The organism is Streptomyces sp. NPDC002734, assembly GCF_040295685.1.
Classification (GTDB): Bacteria; Actinomycetota; Actinomycetes; order Streptomycetales; family Streptomycetaceae; genus Streptomyces.
On the sequence record NZ_JBEOVU010000002.1, the window covers coordinates 172,430 to 191,603 of the forward strand.

At 73.5% G+C, this 19,174-nt stretch carries 16 protein-coding genes and 1 pseudogene; 1 reads left to right on the plus strand and 16 read right to left on the minus strand.

The window, feature by feature from the left end:
• Positions 1-2 precede the first annotated feature (2 nt).
• The 9 genes from ABT026_RS02480 to ABT026_RS02520 all read right to left on the minus strand — a co-directional run bounded on the left by ABT026_RS02480 (position 3) and on the right by ABT026_RS02520 (position 8,683).
• Positions 3-944: a glutamate ABC transporter substrate-binding protein gene (locus ABT026_RS02480; RefSeq protein ID WP_351111318.1), complete on the minus strand. Its 942-nt coding sequence runs from the start codon at positions 942-944 to the stop codon at positions 3-5.
• A 13-nt stretch (positions 945-957) separates the two neighbouring features.
• A complete protein-coding gene (locus tag ABT026_RS02485) occupies positions 958-1,713 on the minus strand; it encodes an amino acid ABC transporter ATP-binding protein (protein ID WP_351111319.1) in 756 nt (251 codons plus the stop codon).
• Between the two features lie 165 nt (positions 1,714-1,878).
• Positions 1,879-2,352 (minus strand): DUF6278 family protein, encoded by a 474-nt coding sequence (locus ABT026_RS02490; protein WP_351111321.1) that lies wholly within the window; start codon positions 2,350-2,352, stop codon positions 1,879-1,881.
• 75 nt (positions 2,353-2,427) lie between these two features.
• Positions 2,428-3,207 (minus strand): exodeoxyribonuclease III, encoded by a 780-nt coding sequence (locus ABT026_RS02495; protein ID WP_351111323.1) that lies wholly within the window; start codon positions 3,205-3,207, stop codon positions 2,428-2,430.
• Positions 3,208-3,280: 73 nt separating this feature from the next.
• Positions 3,281-3,916: an MBL fold metallo-hydrolase gene (locus ABT026_RS02500; protein WP_351111325.1), complete on the minus strand. Its 636-nt coding sequence runs from the start codon at positions 3,914-3,916 to the stop codon at positions 3,281-3,283.
• A 36-nt stretch (positions 3,917-3,952) separates the two neighbouring features.
• The gene (gene pcaDC / locus ABT026_RS02505) at positions 3,953-5,236 is read right to left on the minus strand and encodes a bifunctional 3-oxoadipate enol-lactonase/4-carboxymuconolactone decarboxylase PcaDC (RefSeq protein WP_351111327.1); all 1,284 of its coding nucleotides are present in this window, start codon (positions 5,234-5,236) and stop codon (positions 3,953-3,955) included.
• Between the two features lie 75 nt (positions 5,237-5,311).
• Entirely contained in the window at positions 5,312-6,424 is a 1,113-nt protein-coding gene (locus tag ABT026_RS02510) for a sensor histidine kinase (RefSeq protein ID WP_351111329.1), read from the minus strand.
• Between the two features lie 2 nt (positions 6,425-6,426).
• Positions 6,427-7,176 (minus strand): response regulator transcription factor, encoded by a 750-nt coding sequence (locus tag ABT026_RS02515; RefSeq protein WP_351111331.1) that lies wholly within the window; start codon positions 7,174-7,176, stop codon positions 6,427-6,429.
• Between the two features lie 160 nt (positions 7,177-7,336).
• Positions 7,337-8,683: a hypothetical protein gene (locus tag ABT026_RS02520; RefSeq protein ID WP_351111333.1), complete on the minus strand. Its 1,347-nt coding sequence runs from the start codon at positions 8,681-8,683 to the stop codon at positions 7,337-7,339.
• A 113-nt stretch (positions 8,684-8,796) separates the two neighbouring features.
• Here ABT026_RS02520 and ABT026_RS02525 point away from each other — a divergent pair, with 113 nt between their 5' ends.
• Positions 8,797-10,035, plus strand: coding sequence for a molybdopterin-dependent oxidoreductase (locus tag ABT026_RS02525; RefSeq protein ID WP_351111335.1), 1,239 nt, complete (start codon positions 8,797-8,799; stop codon positions 10,033-10,035).
• 355 nt (positions 10,036-10,390) lie between these two features.
• Here ABT026_RS02525 and ABT026_RS02535 read toward each other — a convergent pair whose 3' ends face one another.
• The 7 genes and pseudogenes from ABT026_RS02535 to ABT026_RS02565 form a co-directional block, all read right to left on the minus strand.
• The gene (locus tag ABT026_RS02535) at positions 10,391-11,218 is read right to left on the minus strand and encodes a class I SAM-dependent methyltransferase (RefSeq protein ID WP_351111337.1); all 828 of its coding nucleotides are present in this window, start codon (positions 11,216-11,218) and stop codon (positions 10,391-10,393) included.
• Positions 11,215-11,832, minus strand: coding sequence for a TIGR04282 family arsenosugar biosynthesis glycosyltransferase (locus ABT026_RS02540; protein ID WP_351111339.1), 618 nt, complete (start codon positions 11,830-11,832; stop codon positions 11,215-11,217). The genes ABT026_RS02535 and ABT026_RS02540 overlap by 4 nt, the downstream gene beginning before the upstream one ends.
• Positions 11,829-12,599: a glycosyltransferase family 2 protein gene (locus tag ABT026_RS02545; protein WP_502967879.1), complete on the minus strand. Its 771-nt coding sequence runs from the start codon at positions 12,597-12,599 to the stop codon at positions 11,829-11,831. The genes ABT026_RS02540 and ABT026_RS02545 overlap by 4 nt, the downstream gene beginning before the upstream one ends.
• 36 nt (positions 12,600-12,635) lie before the next feature.
• Positions 12,636-13,658 (minus strand): NAD-dependent epimerase/dehydratase family protein, encoded by a 1,023-nt coding sequence (locus ABT026_RS02550; RefSeq protein WP_351111343.1) that lies wholly within the window; start codon positions 13,656-13,658, stop codon positions 12,636-12,638.
• A 517-nt stretch (positions 13,659-14,175) separates the two neighbouring features.
• Positions 14,176-15,807 (minus strand): annotated as a pseudogene (locus ABT026_RS02555) (glycoside hydrolase family 43 protein); the annotation flags it as partial.
• A gap of 129 nt (positions 15,808-15,936) precedes the next feature.
• Positions 15,937-17,340 carry a glycoside hydrolase family 43 protein gene (locus ABT026_RS02560; protein WP_502967880.1) on the minus strand — a complete coding sequence of 468 codons (1,404 nt, stop codon included), beginning with the start codon at positions 17,338-17,340 and terminating at the stop codon, positions 15,937-15,939.
• Positions 17,341-17,518: 178 nt separating this feature from the next.
• Positions 17,519-19,165: a glycoside hydrolase family 27 protein gene (locus ABT026_RS02565; RefSeq protein ID WP_502967881.1), complete on the minus strand. Its 1,647-nt coding sequence runs from the start codon at positions 19,163-19,165 to the stop codon at positions 17,519-17,521.
• Between the last annotated feature and the right edge of the window lie 9 nt (positions 19,166-19,174).

Genomic DNA, 19,174 nt, shown 5'->3' on the forward strand with positions numbered 1-19,174 from the left:
CGTCAGCCCGCCGGGTAACGGTCGATGGGGGGCGGCTGGGGCGCCGGCACCCCGGACAGGCCGAGGGTGGCCTCGTACGCCCGCTTCCAGTCGCCGTTCTTCTGCCGCTCCTCCAGGGCGTCGTCGAGCGCGAACCGCAGCGCGTTGTCCTCCCGGGGGACGCCGATGCCGTAGGGCTCCTCGGAGAAGGGCTTGCCCACCACCTTCAGCTCCTCGGGGACCTTCGCGGCGTAGCCGATGAGGATGGCGTCGTCGGTGGTCACCGCGTCGACCTGATAGGTCAGCAGGTTGTCGACGCAGACCGAGTAGGAGTCGTAGGCGACCAGGTCGGCCTCGGGGAAGTCGTCCCTGATCCGCTGGTAGGGCGTGGAGCCGGACGCCGAGCAGACCCGCTTGCCGGCGAGGTCCTCGGGGCCTTTGATCTCCTGCTCGTCCTTGCGGACCAGCAGGCCCTGGCCGGCCATGTAGTACGGCCCGGCGAAGCCGACCAGCTTCTTGCGGTTGTCGTTGATGGTGTACGTGCCGACGTAGAAGTCGACCTGGCCGTTCTGCAGCGCCGTCTCGCGGTTGGCGGAGGCGATGGTCTTGAACTGGATGCGGTCCGGGTCGAGCCCGAGGGAGGCGGACATCATGCGGGCGATCTCGATGTCGAAGCCGGTGAACTCGCCGGTGGCCGGGTCCCGTTCGCCGAGGAAGGGCTGGTCCTCCTTGGCCCCGACGACGAAGTACCCGCGGCGCTCGGCCCGCACCCAGGTGGGCGAGTCGGGCAGCTGGAAGTCCTCGTTCACGGTGTAGGTGGGGAGCTTGTCCTGGGCCGGGCCCTTCACCGGCGGGCTGCCGTCCTTGCCGCAGGCGGCCGCGGCGAGGAGCAGGGCGGCGGCGAGGAGGGCGCGGACGGCGGTCCGCGGGGGCCGGGCGGGCGTGCGGCGTGCGGGGTTCTTCATGGCGCGGCCCCGGTCAGTGCTTGAGGATCTTGGACAGGAAGTCCTTGGCCCGCTCGCTGTGCGGGTCGGTGAAGAACTCCTCGGGCGGGCGGTCCTCGACGATCTTCCCGTCGGCCATGAAGACGACGCGGTTGGCGGCGGAGCGGGCGAAGCCCATCTCGTGGGTGACCACCACCATGGTCATGCCCTCGTTGGCCAGCTGCCGCATGACCTCGAGCACCTCGTTGATCATCTCCGGGTCGAGGGCGGAGGTCGGCTCGTCGAAGAGCAGGGCGGTGGGCTCCATGGCCAGGGCGCGGGCGATGGCCACGCGCTGCTGCTGGCCGCCGGAGAGCTGGGCGGGGTACTTGTCGGCGTGGGCGGCGAGGCCCACCCGCTCCAGCAGCTCCCGCGAGCGCCGGTCGGCGTCCTCGCGCTTGCGGCGGCGGACCTTGATCTGCGCCAGCGACACGTTCTGCAGGACCGTCTTGTGGGCGAAGAGGTTGAACGACTGGAACACCATCCCGACCTCGGCGCGCAGTCCTGCGAGCGCCTTGCCCTCCTCGGGGAGGGGGCGGCCCTCGAGGTGGATGGCGCCGGACTCGACGCTCTCCAGCCTGTTGATCGCCCTGCACAGGGTGGACTTGCCCGACCCGGACGGGCCGATGACCACGACAACCTCCCCGCGGGAGACGGTCAGGTTGATGTCCTGGAGGACGTGCAGGTCGCCGTAGTGCTTGTTGACGCCCCGCAGTTCGATCAAAGGCTCGATCAGAGGATCGAAGGCCATGCCCAGCCCCATTGCTCATCGCCGTGTCGTCAGGTCCGTAAACTATCCGGGACCGGTCGATAAGTGACGGAGACACGCACTTCGGACACCGCCTCGGCGCGACCGCGCGGGAGAGCCCAGCCGGGGGGGCGACGGGGCGGGCGGTGGGACGCGGGTGCGGGGGCGTCAGGATTCGGCGGCCTCGGCGTAGACGTGGCACAGCTCCGGGGCGCCGTCCGTCGCCCAGTCACGGCCCGCCTCGACGACGTCCAGCTCGCGTCCGGAGGCGAGCCGGACCACCGGCCGCCCGTCGGGCCAGATCTCCCACACGGCACCCGGCACCGTGCGCACCACGACGCTGCCGAGGTACAGCCCCGCGTCGTTGCCCAGCCGCAGGACCGTCTCCTCGTCGTCGCGCCAGCGGGGCGCGAGCTGGTCGAGCGCCTCCAGGGACGCCGGGGTGTCGTCGAGTGCGACGCCCTCCCCCGCGGCGTGCGCGCGCAGCAGCTCGCACTCGGCGAGCAGCTCGGCGATCGCGCCGGCCGCCGCGAGGTCGCCCGCGCTCCCGCCGGTCCCCCGGCCGGGCCCGCCCGCGAGCAACGCCGTTCCCCGGGACGGACCGTGCTTCTTGCGCCAGTGGTCCAGGAAGGGAAGGTTCATGTCTCCCAGACTGGCACCGGCCCCGGCCCCTGACCATGGGGCGCGCGGGCCGGACGCGGCCCCATGGAGCTCGGGTCAGACCTCGAGGTCGACCACGACCGGCGCGTGGTCGGACGCGCCCTTGCCCTTGCGCTCCTCACGGTCGACGTACGCGTCCTTGGCCGCCTTGGCGAACGCCTGGTTGCCGAAGACCAGGTCGATCCGTATGCCGCGGTTCTTGGGGAAGGCCAGCTGGCGGTAGTCCCAGTAGGTGTAGGGGCGGTCGTACTTGAGCGGCCGCGGCACCACGTCCTCGAGCCCGGTCTCCCGCAGCGCGGCGAGCGCCGCCCGCTCCGCCGGGGTGACGTGGGTGAGCCCTTCGAAGGCCGCCACGTCGAAGACGTCCTCGTCGGCGGGGGCCACGTTGTAGTCGCCCATCACGGCGAACGGGCGGCTCCCCTGCGCGTCTCCGGCCACCGCGGCCCGCAGCGCCTCGAACCACTGGAGCTTGTAGGCGTAGTGCGGGTGCCCGACCTCGCGGCCGTTGGGCACGTACACCGACCAGACCCGCACGGGGCCGCAGGTCGCCGAGATCGCGCGCGGCTCCTCGACGCCCTCGTAGCCCGGGTCGCCCGGCAGGCCCTTGACGACGTCCTCCAGGCCGACCCTGGAGAGGATCGCCACGCCGTTCCACCGGCCCGTGGCGTTGACGGCGGCCTCGTAGCCCGCCTCGCGCAGCTGCTCGAAGGGGAACTGCGCCTCGGCGACCTTGGCCTCCTGAAGGCACAGCACGTCCGTGCCGCTGGTCTCGAGCCAGGCCAGCAGCCTGGGGAGACGGGCGGTGATCGAGTTCACGTTCCAGGTGGCGATACGCATGGGACCACGCTACCGGCTGGGTCCGACAGTCCCGCGTGGGACGGCACGGCCGTGCCGTCCCACGCGGCGAAGGTCACAGCTCGGCCGAGTCCCCGGAGGCGAGCCGCAGGTGCTCGGCGCCGCCGAGGGCGCCGATCTGCCGGTCGTAGATCGGCCGGGCCAGGTCGGTGAGCAGCGCGTCGTGCACGTCGTAGGCCCGCTGCGGCTTGACCTCGCGGACGTAGTCGATCACCTCGGAGAGCTTGCTCCAGGGCGCCTGCACCGGCAGCAGCAGCGTCTCGACCGTGGCGTACTGCGGGACGGTGAGCGCGTCACCGGGGTGGAAGACGCGGCCGTCGACCAGGTAGCCGACGTTGGTGACCCGCGGGATGTCCGGGTGGATCACCGCGTGCAGCTCGCCGTGCACCTGGACGTCGAACCCGGCGACGGAGAAGGCGTCGCCGTTGCCGACCGTGTGCACGCGGCCGGGGAAGGCGGCGGAGAGCGTGTCGGCGACGGCGGCCAGGGTCCAGATCTCGGCCCCCGGGTTCGCCTCCAGTGCCGTGCGCAGCCGGGCCTCGTCGAAGTGGTCGGGGTGCTCGTGGGTGACCAGGACGGCGTCCGCCCCCGCGAGGGCGTCCTCCTCGGTGAACATGCCGGGGTCGATGACGAGCACGCCGCCGTCCTTCTCCAGGCGGACGCAGGAGTGGGACTTCTTGATGAACTTCATGCCCCCATCTTGCCTCGCCGGGCGAGCGCGCGGTGTTCACTCCTGGGGCATGGTCTCCTCCCGCACCACCGTCCGGGCGATGGCGAACGCGCGGTTGGCGGCGGGCAGTCCGCAGTGCACGGCGGTCTGCAGCAGCACCTCGCGGATCTCGTCGGGGGTGAGGCCGCTGCGCAGCGCGCCGCGGGTGTGGGCGGCGAACTCCTCCCAGTGGCCGCCGGCGACCAGCGCGCCGAGGGCGACGCAGCTGCGGGCGCGGCGGTCCAGACCCGGCCGGCTCCACACGTCTCCCCAGGCGTGCCGGGTGACCATGTCCTGGAAGTCGCCGGAGAAGTCGTCCGCCTCGTCCAGCGCGCGGTCCACGTAGGCGTCGCCGAGGACCTCCCGGCGGAGCTTGAGCCCGGTGTCGTACAGGTCGGCGCGGTGGCCCGCCGCGGACCGGTCGGGGGCGGGGGCGAGTTCGGCGATCGGCATGGCCCGCGGGCGGGACACGCTCTGGCTCACGGAGGAGACCGACGGGCCGGCGAGGCCCTCGGGGCCGGTGGGCCAGGCCGACGAGAAGTGCCGGACCAGCAGGTCGGTGACGGCCGCGGGCTGTTCCACCGGCACCAGATGGGAGGCGCCGGGGACCACCGCGAGGCGGGCGTCGGGGATGCCTGCGACCAGGGTGCGCGCCTCGGCGGGGCCGGTGACCTGGTCGTCCGACCCGGCCAGCACCAGCGTCGGCACGCCGATCCGGCCCAGTTCCGCGCGCACGTCGAACCCGGCGAGCGCCTCGCAGGCGGCGATGTAGCACCCGGGGTCCGTGGTGCGGACCATCTGCACGGCCCACTCGGTGATGGCGGGCTGGGCGGCGGCGAACCCGCCGGTGAACCAGCGCTCCGGGGACGAACGGGCGATCTGCTCCAGCCCGTTGCTGCGCACCACCACGCCGCGCTGGCGGAACTCGTCCGGGGTGCCGAAGCGGGGCGAGGCGGCGATCAGCGCCAGCGAGGCGACCCGCTCGGGGTGCCGCAGGGCCAGCTCGAGACCGACCGCGCCGCCCAGCGCGCAGCCCGCGTACCCGAAGCGGCGCACGCCCAGCCCGTCGAGGGTGGCCAGCAGCCGGGCCGCCAGCTCGGCGACCGACCCGGCGGGGTAGGCGGGCGCCCCGCCGTGCCCGGGCAGGTCCCAGCGCAGCACGCGCCACTGCCGCGCGAGCTCGGGCACCTGCCGGTCCCACATGTGCCAGGTGGTGCCGAGGGAGGGGCCCACGATCAGCACCGGAGCGTGTTCCGGCCCGTCGAAGCGGAATTGGAGGGCCGGGGTCTTCGTCTCACTCACCCGCCCAAGCCTCTCATCTCCCACGCACACCCACCGACGCGGGTCGTCGACAGGTCCGCGCCGGGGGCGGGGCGGTCAGGCCTCCGCGAGGGGGAGCGTCACGTCGAAGCGGCAGCCGCCGGGGACGTTGCGCACGGCGGCCCGGCCCCGGTGGGCCTCCACGATGCCCCGGACGATGGCCAGGCCGAGGCCCGCGCCCGCGGGAGGGGTCCGTGCGTGGCCGCCGCGCCAGCCGGTGTCGAAGACCCGTGCCAGGTCCTCCTCGGGTATCCCGCCGCACCCGTCCACGACGGACAGGACGACCGCGTCGGAGCGACGCTCGGCGGTGACCGCGACGGTGCCGTCGGAAGGGGTCCTGCGGATCGCGTTCACCAGCAGGTTGCCCAGCACCCGGCTCATCTCCTTGCCGTCCACCTCGACCGGCACCGGCTCGACGCGATCCCCCACCAGCCGCACCCCGCACTCGCGGGCGAGGGCGTCCGCTCCCGCCAGGGCGTCGCCCACGAGGTCGTACACCGACATGCGGGACGGGCTCAGGGCCAGCGCCCCCGCGTGGATCCTGGACAGCTCGAAGAGGTCCCCCACCATGCCGTTGAGGCGTTCCACCTCCGTCCGCATCTGCCGGAGGTAGCGCTGCGGATCGGTGGCGACGCCGTCCTCCAGAGCCTCGGACATGGCGCGCAGCCCGGCGAGGGGGGTGCGCAGGTCGTGCGAGATCCACGCGACCAGCTCCCGCCGGGACGCCTCCAGGGCCCGCTCCCGGTCACGCGACTCCGCCAGCTTGGCGCTGGTCGCGGCCAACTGCGCGCTCAGCGCTTCCAGTTCGGCGGTGGCGGCGCCGTGCGGCGCCGAGAAGCGGCCGCCTTCGCCGAACGAGCGGGCGGCGTCGGTGAGGGCCCGGCTGCGGGCGACGACCCAGCGGCCCAGCAGCAGAGCGGTGGCCAGGGAGACGACGGCCGCCATCGCGACCACCGTGGTGACGACCCCGAGGTCGTGCGGGGACAGGAACATCGCCTGCGCCACGGCCAGCGTGCCGGCCAGCATGGCGGTCACGGCCACGGCCGCCACGACGGCGAGGGAGGTGGTCAGCGACCGTCGCCGGATCAGCCACAGCAGGCCCGCGCCCAGCAGCCCGGCCGCGACCGCGCCGAGAAAGGCGAAGAGGGCGATGAGGAGGGTGTCGCGCACGGTCAGACCGCCTCCTCGTCGGGCGTGGCGTCGAAGCGGTAGCCGACCCCCCACACCGTCTGGATCAGCCGGGGTCGGGCCGGGTCGTCCTCCACCTTGCCCCGCAGCCGGCGTACGTGGACGGTGACGGTGGAGAGGTCGCCGAAGTCCCAGCCCCACACCTCCCGCATCAGTTCCTCACGGCTGTGGACGCGGCCCGGGTGGCGCAGGAGGAAGGCGAGGAGGTCGAACTCGCGGAGCGTCAGCGCGAGTTCCACGCCGTTCCTGGTGGCGCGGCGGGCCGCCGGGTCGACGGTGAGCCCTGCCACCCGCACCGGGCGCGACGCGGCCGCGGGACCGGTCCGGCGCAGCACCGATCCGACGCGCAGGACCAGTTCACGCGGGCTGAAGGGCTTGGTGACGTAGTCGTCGGCGCCCACCTCGAGGCCGAGGATCCGGTCGTCCTCGTCACCGCGGGCGGTGAGCATGATGACCGGCACGGGCCCTCGGGCGCGGATCCGGCGGCACACCTCGAGTCCGTCCATGCCGGGCAGCATCAGGTCGAGCACGACCAGGTCCGGCCACCGCTCCGCGGCCCGGGCGAGCGCGGCGTACCCGTCCCCGGTCGTGTCCACCTGGTACCCGGCGCGGTCGAGGTAGCCGGAGACCACCTCGGCGACGGTGGGATCGTCGTCCACGACGAGGACGCGGGCCGTCCCTCCCTGTCCGCGTGGGACAGGACGAGGGCCGGCCGGTTCGTGCGGCTGCTGCATGACCTCAGCTTCTCACCGGCCTCGTCACGGTGCGCCGGGGGCGGCCCCGACGTCCGCGATTCGTAAGACCTGGACGCCTGCGGCCGGTAGGACGTGCACGTCCGCGGCCGGGAGGACGTGCACGTCCGCGGCCGGAGTCGCGCGAGGCCGGTCCTCGCGGTCACCAGCCCGTCAGCAGCAGGTGGTTGAGGAGCAGGGCGAGAGCGGCCTGCGCCGCGAGCCAGGCGCGCGGCCGGGGCAGGAGCGCGCAGGCCGGGAGCAGCCAGATCGCGAACGGCAGCCAGATGCGCTCCGTCTCGGCCTTGCTCATGCCGGAGAGGTCGGCGGCGAGGAGCGCCAGGAGGGCGGCGAGCACGAGCAGGGCGAGGCGTGGCTCGGGCGTCGGGTGGCGCAGGCACCCGCGCAGGCCGCGGCGTACGGGAGCCGCGCCGGCGCGTCGCAGTCCGGCCACCGTCGCCGGGCCCACGACGAGCGCCGTGCAGGCGAGGTTCGCCCACACCCAGTAGCCGTACGGGCGGATGCCGCCGGCCCCCTGGTAGTAACGGGTGACCAGCAGACGGTACGCCTCCCACCAGTCGAAGCCCGCGACCGTGAAGACGACCGGGACGACGGCGCATCCCGCGAGAAGGGGGGCGAGCGGCCGCAGTCGCCCGGAGCCGAGCAGCACGACGCCCGCGGCCACCACCGCGAACAGCGTCAGGCCGTAGGAGAGGTACACGGTGAGGCCGAACAGGACTCCGGAGGCGAAGCCCGTCGCGCGCGGGCGGCGGCCTGTGACGGCGAGGGCGAGGAAGGCCACGGCCCAGGCGGCGACCGCGGCGAAGTAGGCGTCCGCGGACGTCCCCAGCCACACGGCGGCCGGGGCCAGGACCAGGAAGGGTACGGCGCGGCGGGCGAGCGCCTCTCCGCACAGCGCCCGTACGGTGACCAGCACCGCCATCACGGCCGTCGTCCCGACGGTGATGCACCAGACTCCGGCCCAGGCGCCGCCGCCCAGCCCGGCCCGGTCGAGGAGGACGAAGGTGAGGGTGGCGCCCGGCGGGTGTCCTGCCACGTGCGCGGGCCAGGCGTCGGGCGCGTGCATCAGGATGTGGTGGGTGAAGTCCCGCAGGGCGGCCGGGATGTCGTGGAAGCGGTCGACCGGGTCGATGACCTGGAGGTATTCGTACCGGGTGGTCAGCCGTCGGGCGATGCCCCGGTGCCATCCGTCGACCAGGGCGAGCGAGAAGGTCCAGGCCATGGCGGCGCCCCAGGCGGCGCCCAGCAGCACGCGCCAGGACAGGCGGCCGGCGAGCGACGGCCCGTACCCGACCACCGCGAGGGCGAGGGCCACCGCGGCGGGCGTGCCCGGGCCGAGGTGCGGATCCCAGCGGGCGTACAGCGGCGGCCAGTTGACGTGCAGGTTGCCGTAGCGGCTCTGCAGCACGGCGCCGATCACGGCAGCCGTCGTGACGAGCAGCGCCGCGGCCAGGGCCGCGGACAGGTCGCGCAGGTGATCGCGGTTCACCCCTGCACGCTAGGCCCGACCGCGCCGGTGGCCGATGCGGAGTGCCGGGACGTCAGCGTTTCGTCATGGGTCGCCGGCCCTCCCCCGGGGCCGTCGCGCCCTACGGTCGGTTCATGCGCGACGACAGACTCCCCACCTCCCCCCGTTTCTGGCGCAGCCCGGTGCGCGGCGCCCGGTTCACCTCCGTCCTCGGTGTCGTGCTGCTCGCCGGGATCACGGTGGTCTTCGCGACGGGTCTCGTCTCCTACGCCGCCTACAACCCGGATCTGTCGCCGGTGAACGACACGACCCCGGGCAAGGGACTGCTCGGCTTCTACCTCTTCGCCTGGCCGACCGACCCGCCGTGGCTCTACCGGCTCACCCAGGGCGTCCACGTGACCCTGGGCATCACGCTGATCCCCGTCCTGCTGGCCAAGCTGTGGTCCGTCCTGCCGAAGCTGTTCACCCTGCCGCCCGTGCGGTCCCTCACGCACGGGCTGGAGAGGATCTCGCTGCTCCTGCTGGTGGGGGGCGCTCTGTTCGATTTCGCCACGGGTGTGCTGAACATCCAGCTCGACTACCTCTTCCCCGGCTCGTTCTACCCGCTGCACTTCTACGGCGCGTGGGTCTTCTTCGCGGCGTTCGTGACCCATGCGGTGCTGCGGACGCCGGCCGCGCTGCGCAATCTGCGGAGCCTGCGGGCCGAGGAGGGCCCGGACGGGCTCGCCTCCCCGGACCCCGCGCCGCCCACCGTCTCGCGCCGCGGCGCCCTCGCCTTCGTCGGCGGCGGCTCCCTGCTCCTGCTGGTCACGACCGCGGGCCGGAGTTTCGACGGACCCCTGCGGGCGACGGCCCTGCTCGCCCCGCACGGCGGCCCCGAGCCGGGCACGGGGCCCGGCGGCTTCCAGATCAACAGGACGGCCGCGTCGCGCGGGATCCGGGCGGCCGAGACGCACGAGGACGCGTGGCGACTGGTCGTCGAGGGGCGGGGGCGGACGGTGCGGCTGAGCCGGGCCGACCTGCTGCGCCTTCCGCTGCACACGTCGGCGTTGCCCATCGCGTGCGTGGAGGGCTGGTCGACCTCCGACCAGCTGTGGCGGGGCGTACGGCTGCGCGACCTGGCGGAGCTCGTCGGGTACGGAGCCGGCGAGGCGCCCGGCGTGCTGGTGGAGTCGCTCCAGCGGCAGGGGGCCTTCCGCCGGGCGGCCCTGCGCGACAACCAGGTACGCGACCCGCGTTCCCTGCTCGCCCTGGCCGTCAACGGTGCTCCCCTGAGCCCGGACCACGGCCACCCGGCCCGCGTCATCGTGCCCGCGGCGCCCGGTGTGCTCAACACCAAGTGGGTGGCGCGGATGACCTTCGGAGAACTGTGATGCGACCCCCCGCCCCCAGGCCGCCCCGCGGCGGCTCCCCCTTCCCTCTCCTCCTGCTGCTGTGCTCGTTCGCGCTGGCGGGCTACGCGGGGGTGCGTCTGCTCGCGGGCGACCCGCTCGCCGTGGTGCTGTGGTTCGTGGGCGCGGCACTGTTGCACGACCTGGTGCTGTCGCCGCTGTACGCCGGAGCGGACCGGCTCCTCACGCGGGGGCTGGGCGCGGTGGGCCGCCGGGAGCGGACCGTCTTCGTGCGGGTCCCGGCGGCGTTCTCCGGCCTGCTGCTGCTGATCTGGTTCCCGCTGGTCAGCGGGCGGGTGGCGGAGCGCTACCGCGCTGCCACCGCGCTGCCCGGTGATCAGTTCCTGTCGCGCTGGCTGGTGGTCACGGCGGCGCTGTTCGGCGGCTCGGCGGTGCTGCTCCTGCTGCGGTCGCTGCGGTCACGGCGCTCGCCGTCGTCGCGGTTGCGCAGGGCGACGAAGGAACGGCCGCCGGACGTCCACTGACGGTCCGGGCGCCAGCCGTCGCCCGTCGCGAGCCGGAGCAGGGCCGGGGTGCCGAGCCGAGCCCAGGGGAAGGGCGGGCCGGCCGCGCCGGGGGCGCCGGAGTCGGCGCGCACGACGTGGACGGTGACGCGTTCGTCCACCTCTCCGTCCGCGACCGTCTCGACGATCAGCCGGCCGGCGGGCCGCAGGAGCTGGGACATCCTCCTCAGCAGGGCGCTCGGGTCGCCTCCTATGCCGATGTTGCCGTCGACGAGGAGGACGGTGTCCCAGCGCCCTTCGGCCGGGAGCGGATCGAACACGGAGCGCTGCAGGGCCTGACCGCCGAGCCGCACGGTGCGGGCGACGGCGGCTCCGCTCACGTCCACGCCCAGCGCCGGCCGTCCGCGGGCCGCGAGTTCGGCGACGAGCCGCCCGGGACCGCATCCGGCGTCGAGGACGGCGCCTTCGCAGTACTCCAGCACGCTCATGTCCGCGGTGTCCGGCGAGGCACACCAGCGTTCCACCTCCAGCGGCAGCAGCCAGCCGTCGGTGCGGCGCAGGAAGAGCGGGCCCCGGCCGGTGGCCAGGGCGTCGGAGTAGGGGTCGGCGGCCCAGGGGCGCGGTGCGTCCGTGGGCAGGGCGGTGGCGCGGCCGTCCACGGTGAGCGTCGTCGGCGGTGTGACCTCGTGTGCGGTGCTCATCGGGCGGCGGCCGCCTGGAGAGTGCGCAGCCGGGTGGCGAAGCGGCTGGTCGGCGCGGCCGCGGCGACCGCCCGCGCGTCGTGGGCGGTGTCCACGTCCCGCAGGCGGGGCAGCTCGCGTACGCGCAGGCCCGCCGAGACGAGGCGGTCGCGCTGCGCCGCACCCGTCGTGGGCGTCGACATCGGCACGCCCCGCAGCAGCCCGGGCTCCGGGCGGGCGAGGCCCAGCGCCCAGAAGCCGCCGTCCTCGGCCGGGCCGAAGTACGCGTCGCAGTCGGCGAAGTCGACGGTGAGCAGCGCGGGTGTCACCTGGGGGGTGTCCATGCCGATGAGCAGTGCGGGGCCGTCGCAGCCGGCGAAGGCGGTGGCCAGCCGCTCGTCGAGACCTCCTTCGCACTGCGGGACGACGTCGAAGCCCGGCGGCAGCCAGGGGCCCGGGGCTCCGTCGAGCACCAGCACACGGCGTGCGGCGGGTGTGGCCGCCACCGTCAGGAGGGTGTCCACCAGCGCCGCCTCGGCGAGTGCCGCCGCCTCCCGCGGTGTGAACGGCGGCGTGAGCCGCGTCTTGACGCGCCCGGGTCGCGGTGACTTGGCGATGACGAGGAGAGTGGTCACGGAGCGCTTCCTTCGGGGAGTACGGCGGACGCGTCGGCGCCGGTCTGCTTCCGGGGCGCCGGCGGTTCGGCCAGGACGCGCCGCATGTCCCGCACCGCCTGCCAGGTTCCGCGCCAGGTGCCGGTGACCTTGGAGGCGCCGGTGCGCGGCAGATAGGGCACGTCGTGCTCGACGACCCGCAGGCCGGCGTCGGCGGCGCGCACGACCATCTGGAGGGGGTAGCCGCTGCGGCGGTCGGTGAGCGCCAGGGCGAGCAGCTGCTCCCGGCGTCCGGCGCGCAGCGGGCCGAGGTCGTGCAGGCGGAGTCCGGTGCGCCGGCGGAGCATCCGCGCCAGCGCCAGGTTGCCCGCCCGGGCGTGCGCGGGCCAGGCGCCCCTGCCCTGGGGGCGGCGCCTGCCGAGCACCAGGTCCGCCTCGCCGTCGCGCACCTCACGGACGAAGGGCACGAGCAGGGAGGGGTCCAGGGAGGCGTCGCAGTCGCAGAAGCACACGATGTCCGCGGTGGCCGCGGCCAGCCCGGCGTGGCAGGCGGCGCCGAAGCCGCGGCGCGGCTCGCGGACGACGGTCGCGCCGAGGTCACGTGCCAGTTCCGGTGAACCGTCCGTCGATCCGTTGTCCACCACCAGCGCGCGCCAGGTGGACGGAATGCGGGCGAGGACCCAGGGCAGGGCCTCGGCCTCGTTCAGGCAGGGGAGCACCACGTCGACGGTCGCGGCGGCCGCGTCGGCCCGACGTCGCGGTGCGGAAGAAGTCGTCACAGCTGTCACCTCACGGATGCGGGAAGGCCACAGGGGGCCGGGGTCTCACGGAACACGGACGTCGCCCGGGCGCCTCTCCTCTCCCGGCCCCGCTCCCGCGAACTCCCGCATGCCTGCCTCGAAGGGGACCTCGGCCTTCCAGCCCAGTTCGGCCCGCAGGCGCGAGGAGTCCGCCGTGATGTGCCGTACGTCGCCCAGGCGGTACTCCCCCGTGACCCGGGGCTCGGGTCCGCCGTGCGCGGAGGCCAGCGCCCGCGCCATCTCACCGACCGTGCGGGGCTCACCGCTGCCGGCGTTGCGGGCCGTCAGCGCGCCCCTCGGGGTCTCGGCCTCCAGCGCCGCCACGTTGGCCGCCGCGATATCGCGTACGTGCACGAAGTCCCGTCGCTGGCCGCCGTCCTCGAAGACGCGGGGCGCCTCCCCGCGGGCGAGCGCGGACCGGAAGAAGGAGGCGACGCCGGCGTACGGGGTGTCGCGCGGCATGCGCGGCCCGTAGACGTTGTGGTAGCGCAGCGAGACCGCCGATCCGTCCGTCGACCGGGCCCAGGCCGAGGCCAGATGCTCCTGGGCGAGCTTGGTCGAGGCGTACACGTTCCGGGGATCGGCCGGGGCGTCCTCGGTGACCAGCCCGGGTGTCAGGGCCTCCCCGCACCGCGGGCACCGGGGCTCGAAGCGCCCCGCGTCCAGGTCCGCCGCGGTGCGGGGCCCGGGTCGCACCTCGCCGTGCCGCGCGCACCGGTAGGCGCCTTCGCCGTACACGACCATCGAGCCGGCCAGGACGAGCCGCCCGATCCCCGCGTCGGCCATGGCGGAGAGCAGCACGGCGGTGCCGAGGTCGTTGTGCGACACGTAGTCGACCACGTCGGCGAGTCCGTTCCCGAGCCCCACCATCGCCGCCTGGTGGCACACGGCGTCCACACCCGGCAGAGCGGCCGCGACCGCCTGCGTGTCGCGCACGTCCATGCCGTCGCGCAGGTCGAACACGACCGCCTCGTGCCCTCGCGCGGTCAACGCCTCGACGATGTGGCTTCCGATGAATCCGGCTCCGCCGGTGACCAGTACTCGCATGGTCGGACGCTACGGACACGGGCACGCCGCGGGACAGCGGCGCGCCCGTCACGTCACCGGTCCGTAAGACCTCCGGGCCCCGTCCGGTCGTGCCGGCGCCTCAGGCCGGGGCGAGGGTGAACGACTCCCAGGTCCCGATCGAGGTGCGGCTGGCGATCAGGGGGGAAGCTCCGCCGTTCTCCGCGCTGACGTACCGGTCGTTGGCCCGTGCGCGCAGGCTGACGGTGCCGTCGGCGTTGTTCACCCGGCGGAACGTCTCCCAGCTGCCGGCGCTGGTGCGGTTGGCGATCAGCGGGGAAGCGCCGGCGTTGTCGGCGGAGACGTAGCGGTCGTTGGCGCGGGACCGCAGCGCGACGTCGCCGTTGCCGAGGTCGACGAGGTCGAACGTCTCCCAGACGCCGACGCTCGTGCGGTTGGCGATCAGCGGGGAGCCTCCCGCGTTGTCGGCGCAGACGTAGCGGTCGTTGGCGCGGGCCCGGAGGCTGACGGCGGAGGTGGCGGCGGAACCGGACCCCGCCGCCAGTTCGAAGCGCTCGACGCGGACCGAGCCGCCGAGGGCGACGGTGGCGTAGTTGAAGATGCCGAAGCGGTAGCCCATGAAGAACTGCCACTCGTTCTTGAGGGTGAGGGCCGGGCCGAGCGGCGAGAAGGTGACGCCGTCGGTGCTGTAGGAGAAGTGTCCCTGGCGACCGCTGCCGGGACGGATGTCGGCCGTGGCGCGCAGCCAGATCCGGCTGCCCGTGACGGAGGCTCCGGCGGCCTCGGCGCCCGTGTTGCTGGTCTTCCACTCGCCGTCCATGGTGATGCCGTTGACCATCACCACGCGGGTCGTGCCGTTGTCGCGCTTGAGGCCGATCCAGGCGGAGGAGTCGCGCAGCAGGGCGAGTCCGCTGCGGTCGCCGTCGCGCATCCCGGAGTGGTCGAGGACGATCGTCGCGGTCGAGGTGGGGCCCTGGATGCGGTGGGTGAGCGTGTTGCGGGCGGAGTACAGGTCGAAGGTGGTGGTGGCGGTCCGCAGCGTGAGCCCGCCGCCGACGGTGAACCGGCTGGTGTCCGGGTTGTGGTTCCACTCCCACTGGGGGCCGAGCGCGGGCCCCGGGAAGGTGTCGACGCCGGTCAGCGGCCTGGTCGCGCGGGGCGGGGCCGGCAGCTCGGGGGCGGGGTACGAGGACCCCCAGGCGCCGTTGACGAGCTGGAGCACCGGCCACCCGTCGGAGGTCCAGGTGACGGGGGCGAGGGCCGGCACCCGGCCGCCGGGATAGGCGTCCACGAACGCCATGTAGTACCACTGGCCCTGCGGGGTGCTCACCAGCCCTCCCTGGTGCGGGACACCCCCGCCGGGTATGGGCCCCGGCAGGTCCAGCAGCAGCTGCTTCATCGTGTAGGGGCCGAACGGGCCGGAGTCCGACTTCAGGACGTACTGGCCGTTCGCCGGGCGGGTGACGAAGATGTAGTAGCGGCCGTTGATCTTGTAGAAGCGGGAACCCTCCAGCGTCCCGACGGAGGAGGGGGTGACGAACACCTCCTGCGCCCGGACCTGGCTCCGGGCGTCGCCGGAGAGCTGGGCGACGCTGATGCGGGTGTTGCCGTAGGCCACGTACATCGTGTCGTCGTCGTCCACGAGCAGCCCCGCGTCGTAGTAGACCTGCGGCAGCTCCGCGCGCCGCGTCCACGGGCCCTCGACGGTGCGGGCGGTGTACACGTAGGTCCGCGCGAAGTCGATCTGGCCGATCCAGTAGAACGTGTCGTCGCTGCGGCGGTGGTTGAGCGAGGACGCCCAGATGCCGCGCACGTAGCCGCGCCCGCCGGACAGGTCGTACTTGGCGCCGAAGTCCAGCACCGGCACGGAGTGGCCGGCGAACTCCCAGTCGACCAGGTTCCACGAGCGCAGGACGGGGGCTCCGGGCGAGTAGTGCATGGTGGACGCCGACATGTAGTAGGTGTCGCCGACGCGGATGATGTCGACGTCCGCGAAGTCCTGCCAGACGACGGGGTTGGTGTAGGCGGCCGCTGCCAGGGCGCCCGCCGCGGAGGCGGTGGCGTCGGGGGCGGGGGCCGCGTGGGCGCGGGGCGTGGCCGCGGCGAGGGCGGCGCCGGTGGCCGCCGTGAACACGGTTCTGCGGCTGAGGGGGTGGTGGAGCCAGGACATGGGGGTGCTCCTTCGTGACCAGGGGGAGGGCGGGGGCCGGCGGCGCCCCGGCCGGACGGACGGTCCGGCCGGGAACGTGCGCGGCGGCGGTGGCTGCGGTGAGCGCGGTGACGAGGGCGGGGGGCGCCGTCAGGCGGTGAACTGCCACCAGTTCACGTTGAAGAGGTAGCCGCTGCCGCCCGTGTAGCGGAAGTAGACGTCGCGGGTGCCTCCGGCGCCGGTCACCGGGCAGGAGACGGTCGTCCACGTCTGCCAGCCCCCGGTGCCCGGGACGGTGCAGGTGCCGGCGAGGGGACCGGTGGCGCTGTCCAGACGGACCTCGATCCTGCCGCCCGAGGTCGCCGAGGCGACCCTGGCCTGGAAGGAGCGGGCTCCGGAACCGAAGGCCGCGCCCTTGACCTTGATCCAGTCACCGTTCTCGACGTAGCCGACGTCCATGCCGCCCTCGGTGGACGCCTCGGTCTCCACGCCGGTGGCCCAGGCGATCGTCTCCGCCTCCTGCCGGACGTACGGGTTCAGCGTGCCCACCTGCGGAGCGCCTGCCGAGGTCATGTTGATCGTCGGGATCGTGCCGTCGGCGTTGTAGGAGAACTTCTCCACGGCCACCGAGCGGGTGAATCCGCCCCCGCCGGGGAGCGCGCCGTTGTGGTAGAAGAGGTACGAGTTTCCGGCGAAGTCGACGATGCCGGGATGGTTGGTGAAGCTGGAGCCCTGCGTGGGCATGATCGTGCCGCGGTAGGTCCAGGGTCCGGTGGGGCCGGGTGCGGTCGAGTAGGCGATGAACTCGGAGCAGCAGGCCGCCGCGAACACCAGGTGGTAGAGGCCGTTGCGCTTGTAGACCCACGGCCCCTCCTCGTACAGGGTGGGGCGCTCCGTGTTGCCGGTGCGGGTGCCGAACCCCTGGGTGGTGAGGGGGATCTGCGTCGGCGAGCCGGAGTAGGAGGTCATGTCGGCGTTCAGCCGTACGTACCAGAGGTTCGGGTTCCCCCAGTACAGGTACGCCTGGCCGTTGTCGTCGATGAACACGGTGGGGTCGATCTCGCCGTTCTCCACCAGGGGCCGTCCCAGGGCGTCCCGGAAGGGGCCGGTGGGCGAGTCGGCGACCGCCACGCCGATGGCCATGCGGCCGGTGGCCCGGTTCTTCATCGGGGCGTACCAGTAGAACTTCCCGTTGCGCGCGACGACCTGGCCCGCCCAGGCGTCGGCGCTCGCCCAGCTGAAGGTGGCGAGACTCATCGGGGAGCCGTGGTCGGTCCAGTTGACCATGTCGGAGGACGAGTAGACCCGCCATTCCTTCATGGTGAACCAGGTCGAGGCGTCCTCGTCGTGGCCGGTGTACAGGTACACCCGGCCGTTGTGGACCAGGGGCGCCGGATCGGCGGTGTAGACGGTCTGGACGAGGGGGTTGTCCGCGTGGGCGACGGACGGCTGGAAGAGCGTCAGGAAGCACAGGAGACTGATCACCCAGGCGAGGCCGCGGCGGGAGACGGGCCCGGGGCGGAGCGCTGAGCGGAGCGAAGACAGGTGCGACACCGGTCGTCCTCCTTCGGTGTGGGGGCAGGGGGCGGTGTGCGAGCGGGTGCACGGACCCGCGGGGGGTGCGGCGTCGCCGGGCAAGGGCTCGGGGCATGGCCGTGCCCGGGCGGCCGGGCAGGGGCCCCGCTCGGCCGGGAGGACCGTCGGTGCGGGGCGCCCTGCTGCGGTCAGTTCGTCAGGTACGGGTCCACTTCTGGTTGCTCTGCCCGTTGCAGCTCCACAGGACGAGCCGGCTCCCGTTGGCCGTGGCGGCCTTCTCGACGTCCAGGCACAGACCGGAGAGGGTGTTGCGGATCGACCCGTCGGAGGCCAGGGTCCACTTCTGGTTGTCCTGGCCGTTGCACGGCCAGGTGATCACCCGGGTGCCGTTGGTGGTGCCCCGCTCGTAGGCGTCGAGGCACTTGTCCCCGAACACCCGGATCTCGCCGCCCGCCCATGTCGTCCACAGTTGGTTGGCGGCGGTGTGGCAGTCCCAGACGAGGACGGTGGAGCCCGACGCGGTGGAGGCGTTGTCCACGTCCACGCAGCGGCCGGAGCCGGCGCCGCGCAGCCGCGAGGTCTGGTGGGCCAGCGGGGTGCCGCCGGACACCCGGAACACGGCGATGCCGTGGGAGGGGACGGAGGCGGAGATCTGGCCGCCGCTCGTCGAGTTGGCGCCGGTCCACAGGTCGGTCAGCGTGAACGAGCTGCCGGACAGCCCGATCTGGGCCGCCGTGGTGCTCACGGTGGCGGTGCCGCCGCCGCGGTTGAGCAGCCCCACGGCCACCGAGCCGTCGGCCAGCTCCTTGGCGAAGACCTCGGTGTCGCCGTCGTCGCGCACCCGCCGCCCGCCGGCGCCCAGCGAGTCCTGGTCGACGGCGATCAGCCGGGGGTTGCGCAGGACGGCGCTGATGTCGGCGGACATCGACCGCACGTCGTTGCCGGCCATCAGCGGCGAACCCAGCAGGGCCCACAGCGCGAAGTGCGAGCGCGACTCGTTCAGGGTGAGTCCGGGCCGTCCGACCACCAGCATGTCCGGGTCGTTCCAGTGTCCGGGACCGGCCTGTGCGGCCAGGGGCGCCGTGACGTCCAGGACGTTGCCCACACCCATCGGGTAGCTGTTGACGTTGCCGTTCTGCCAGATGTCGAGCAGGTCCTCGGTGGTGCGCCACATGTCGGCGACCTCACCCCAGTTGTACTTGTCGCCGGTGATGGCGTGGTAGCTGTTGGGGTTGACGCTGTAGACGATCGGGCGCCCCGTGGCGCGCAGCGCGTCCCGCATGATCGCGAACCGGGCGACCTGCTCGTCGCGGGTTCCGTTGCCGGAGCACCAGTCGTACTTCAGGTAGTCCACACCCCAGGAGGCGAAGGTGCGGGCGTCCTGCGCCTCGTGGCCGAGGCTTCCGGTGGCGCCGGGGAAGGCACCGCCGCCCTGGGCGCAGGTCTTCTCGTTGGGCACCTGGTAGATGCCGAACTTCAGGCCGAGGGAGTGGATGTGGTCCCCGAGCGCCTTCATGCCGCTGGGGAACTTGGTGGGGTGTGCGCGGAGGTTGCCCTGGGCGTCGCGCTGCGGGTCGAACCAGCAGTCGTCGACGACCACGTACTTGTAGCCCGCGTCCCGCATACCGGAGGAGACCATCGCCTCGGCGGCCTGGCGGACCTGTGACTCGGTGATCTGGCACCCGAAGCTGTTCCAGCTGTTCCACCCCATGGGCGGGGTGAGGGCCGGACTGCCGGGGGCGGCCTGCGCCTCGGGCGCGTGGGGGGTGGCCACCAGGAGCGCCAGTACGGCGGCCACTGTGGTGAGGAGGCATGCCAGTCGTCTGGGTAATCGTTCCGTCATCGTCGTCCT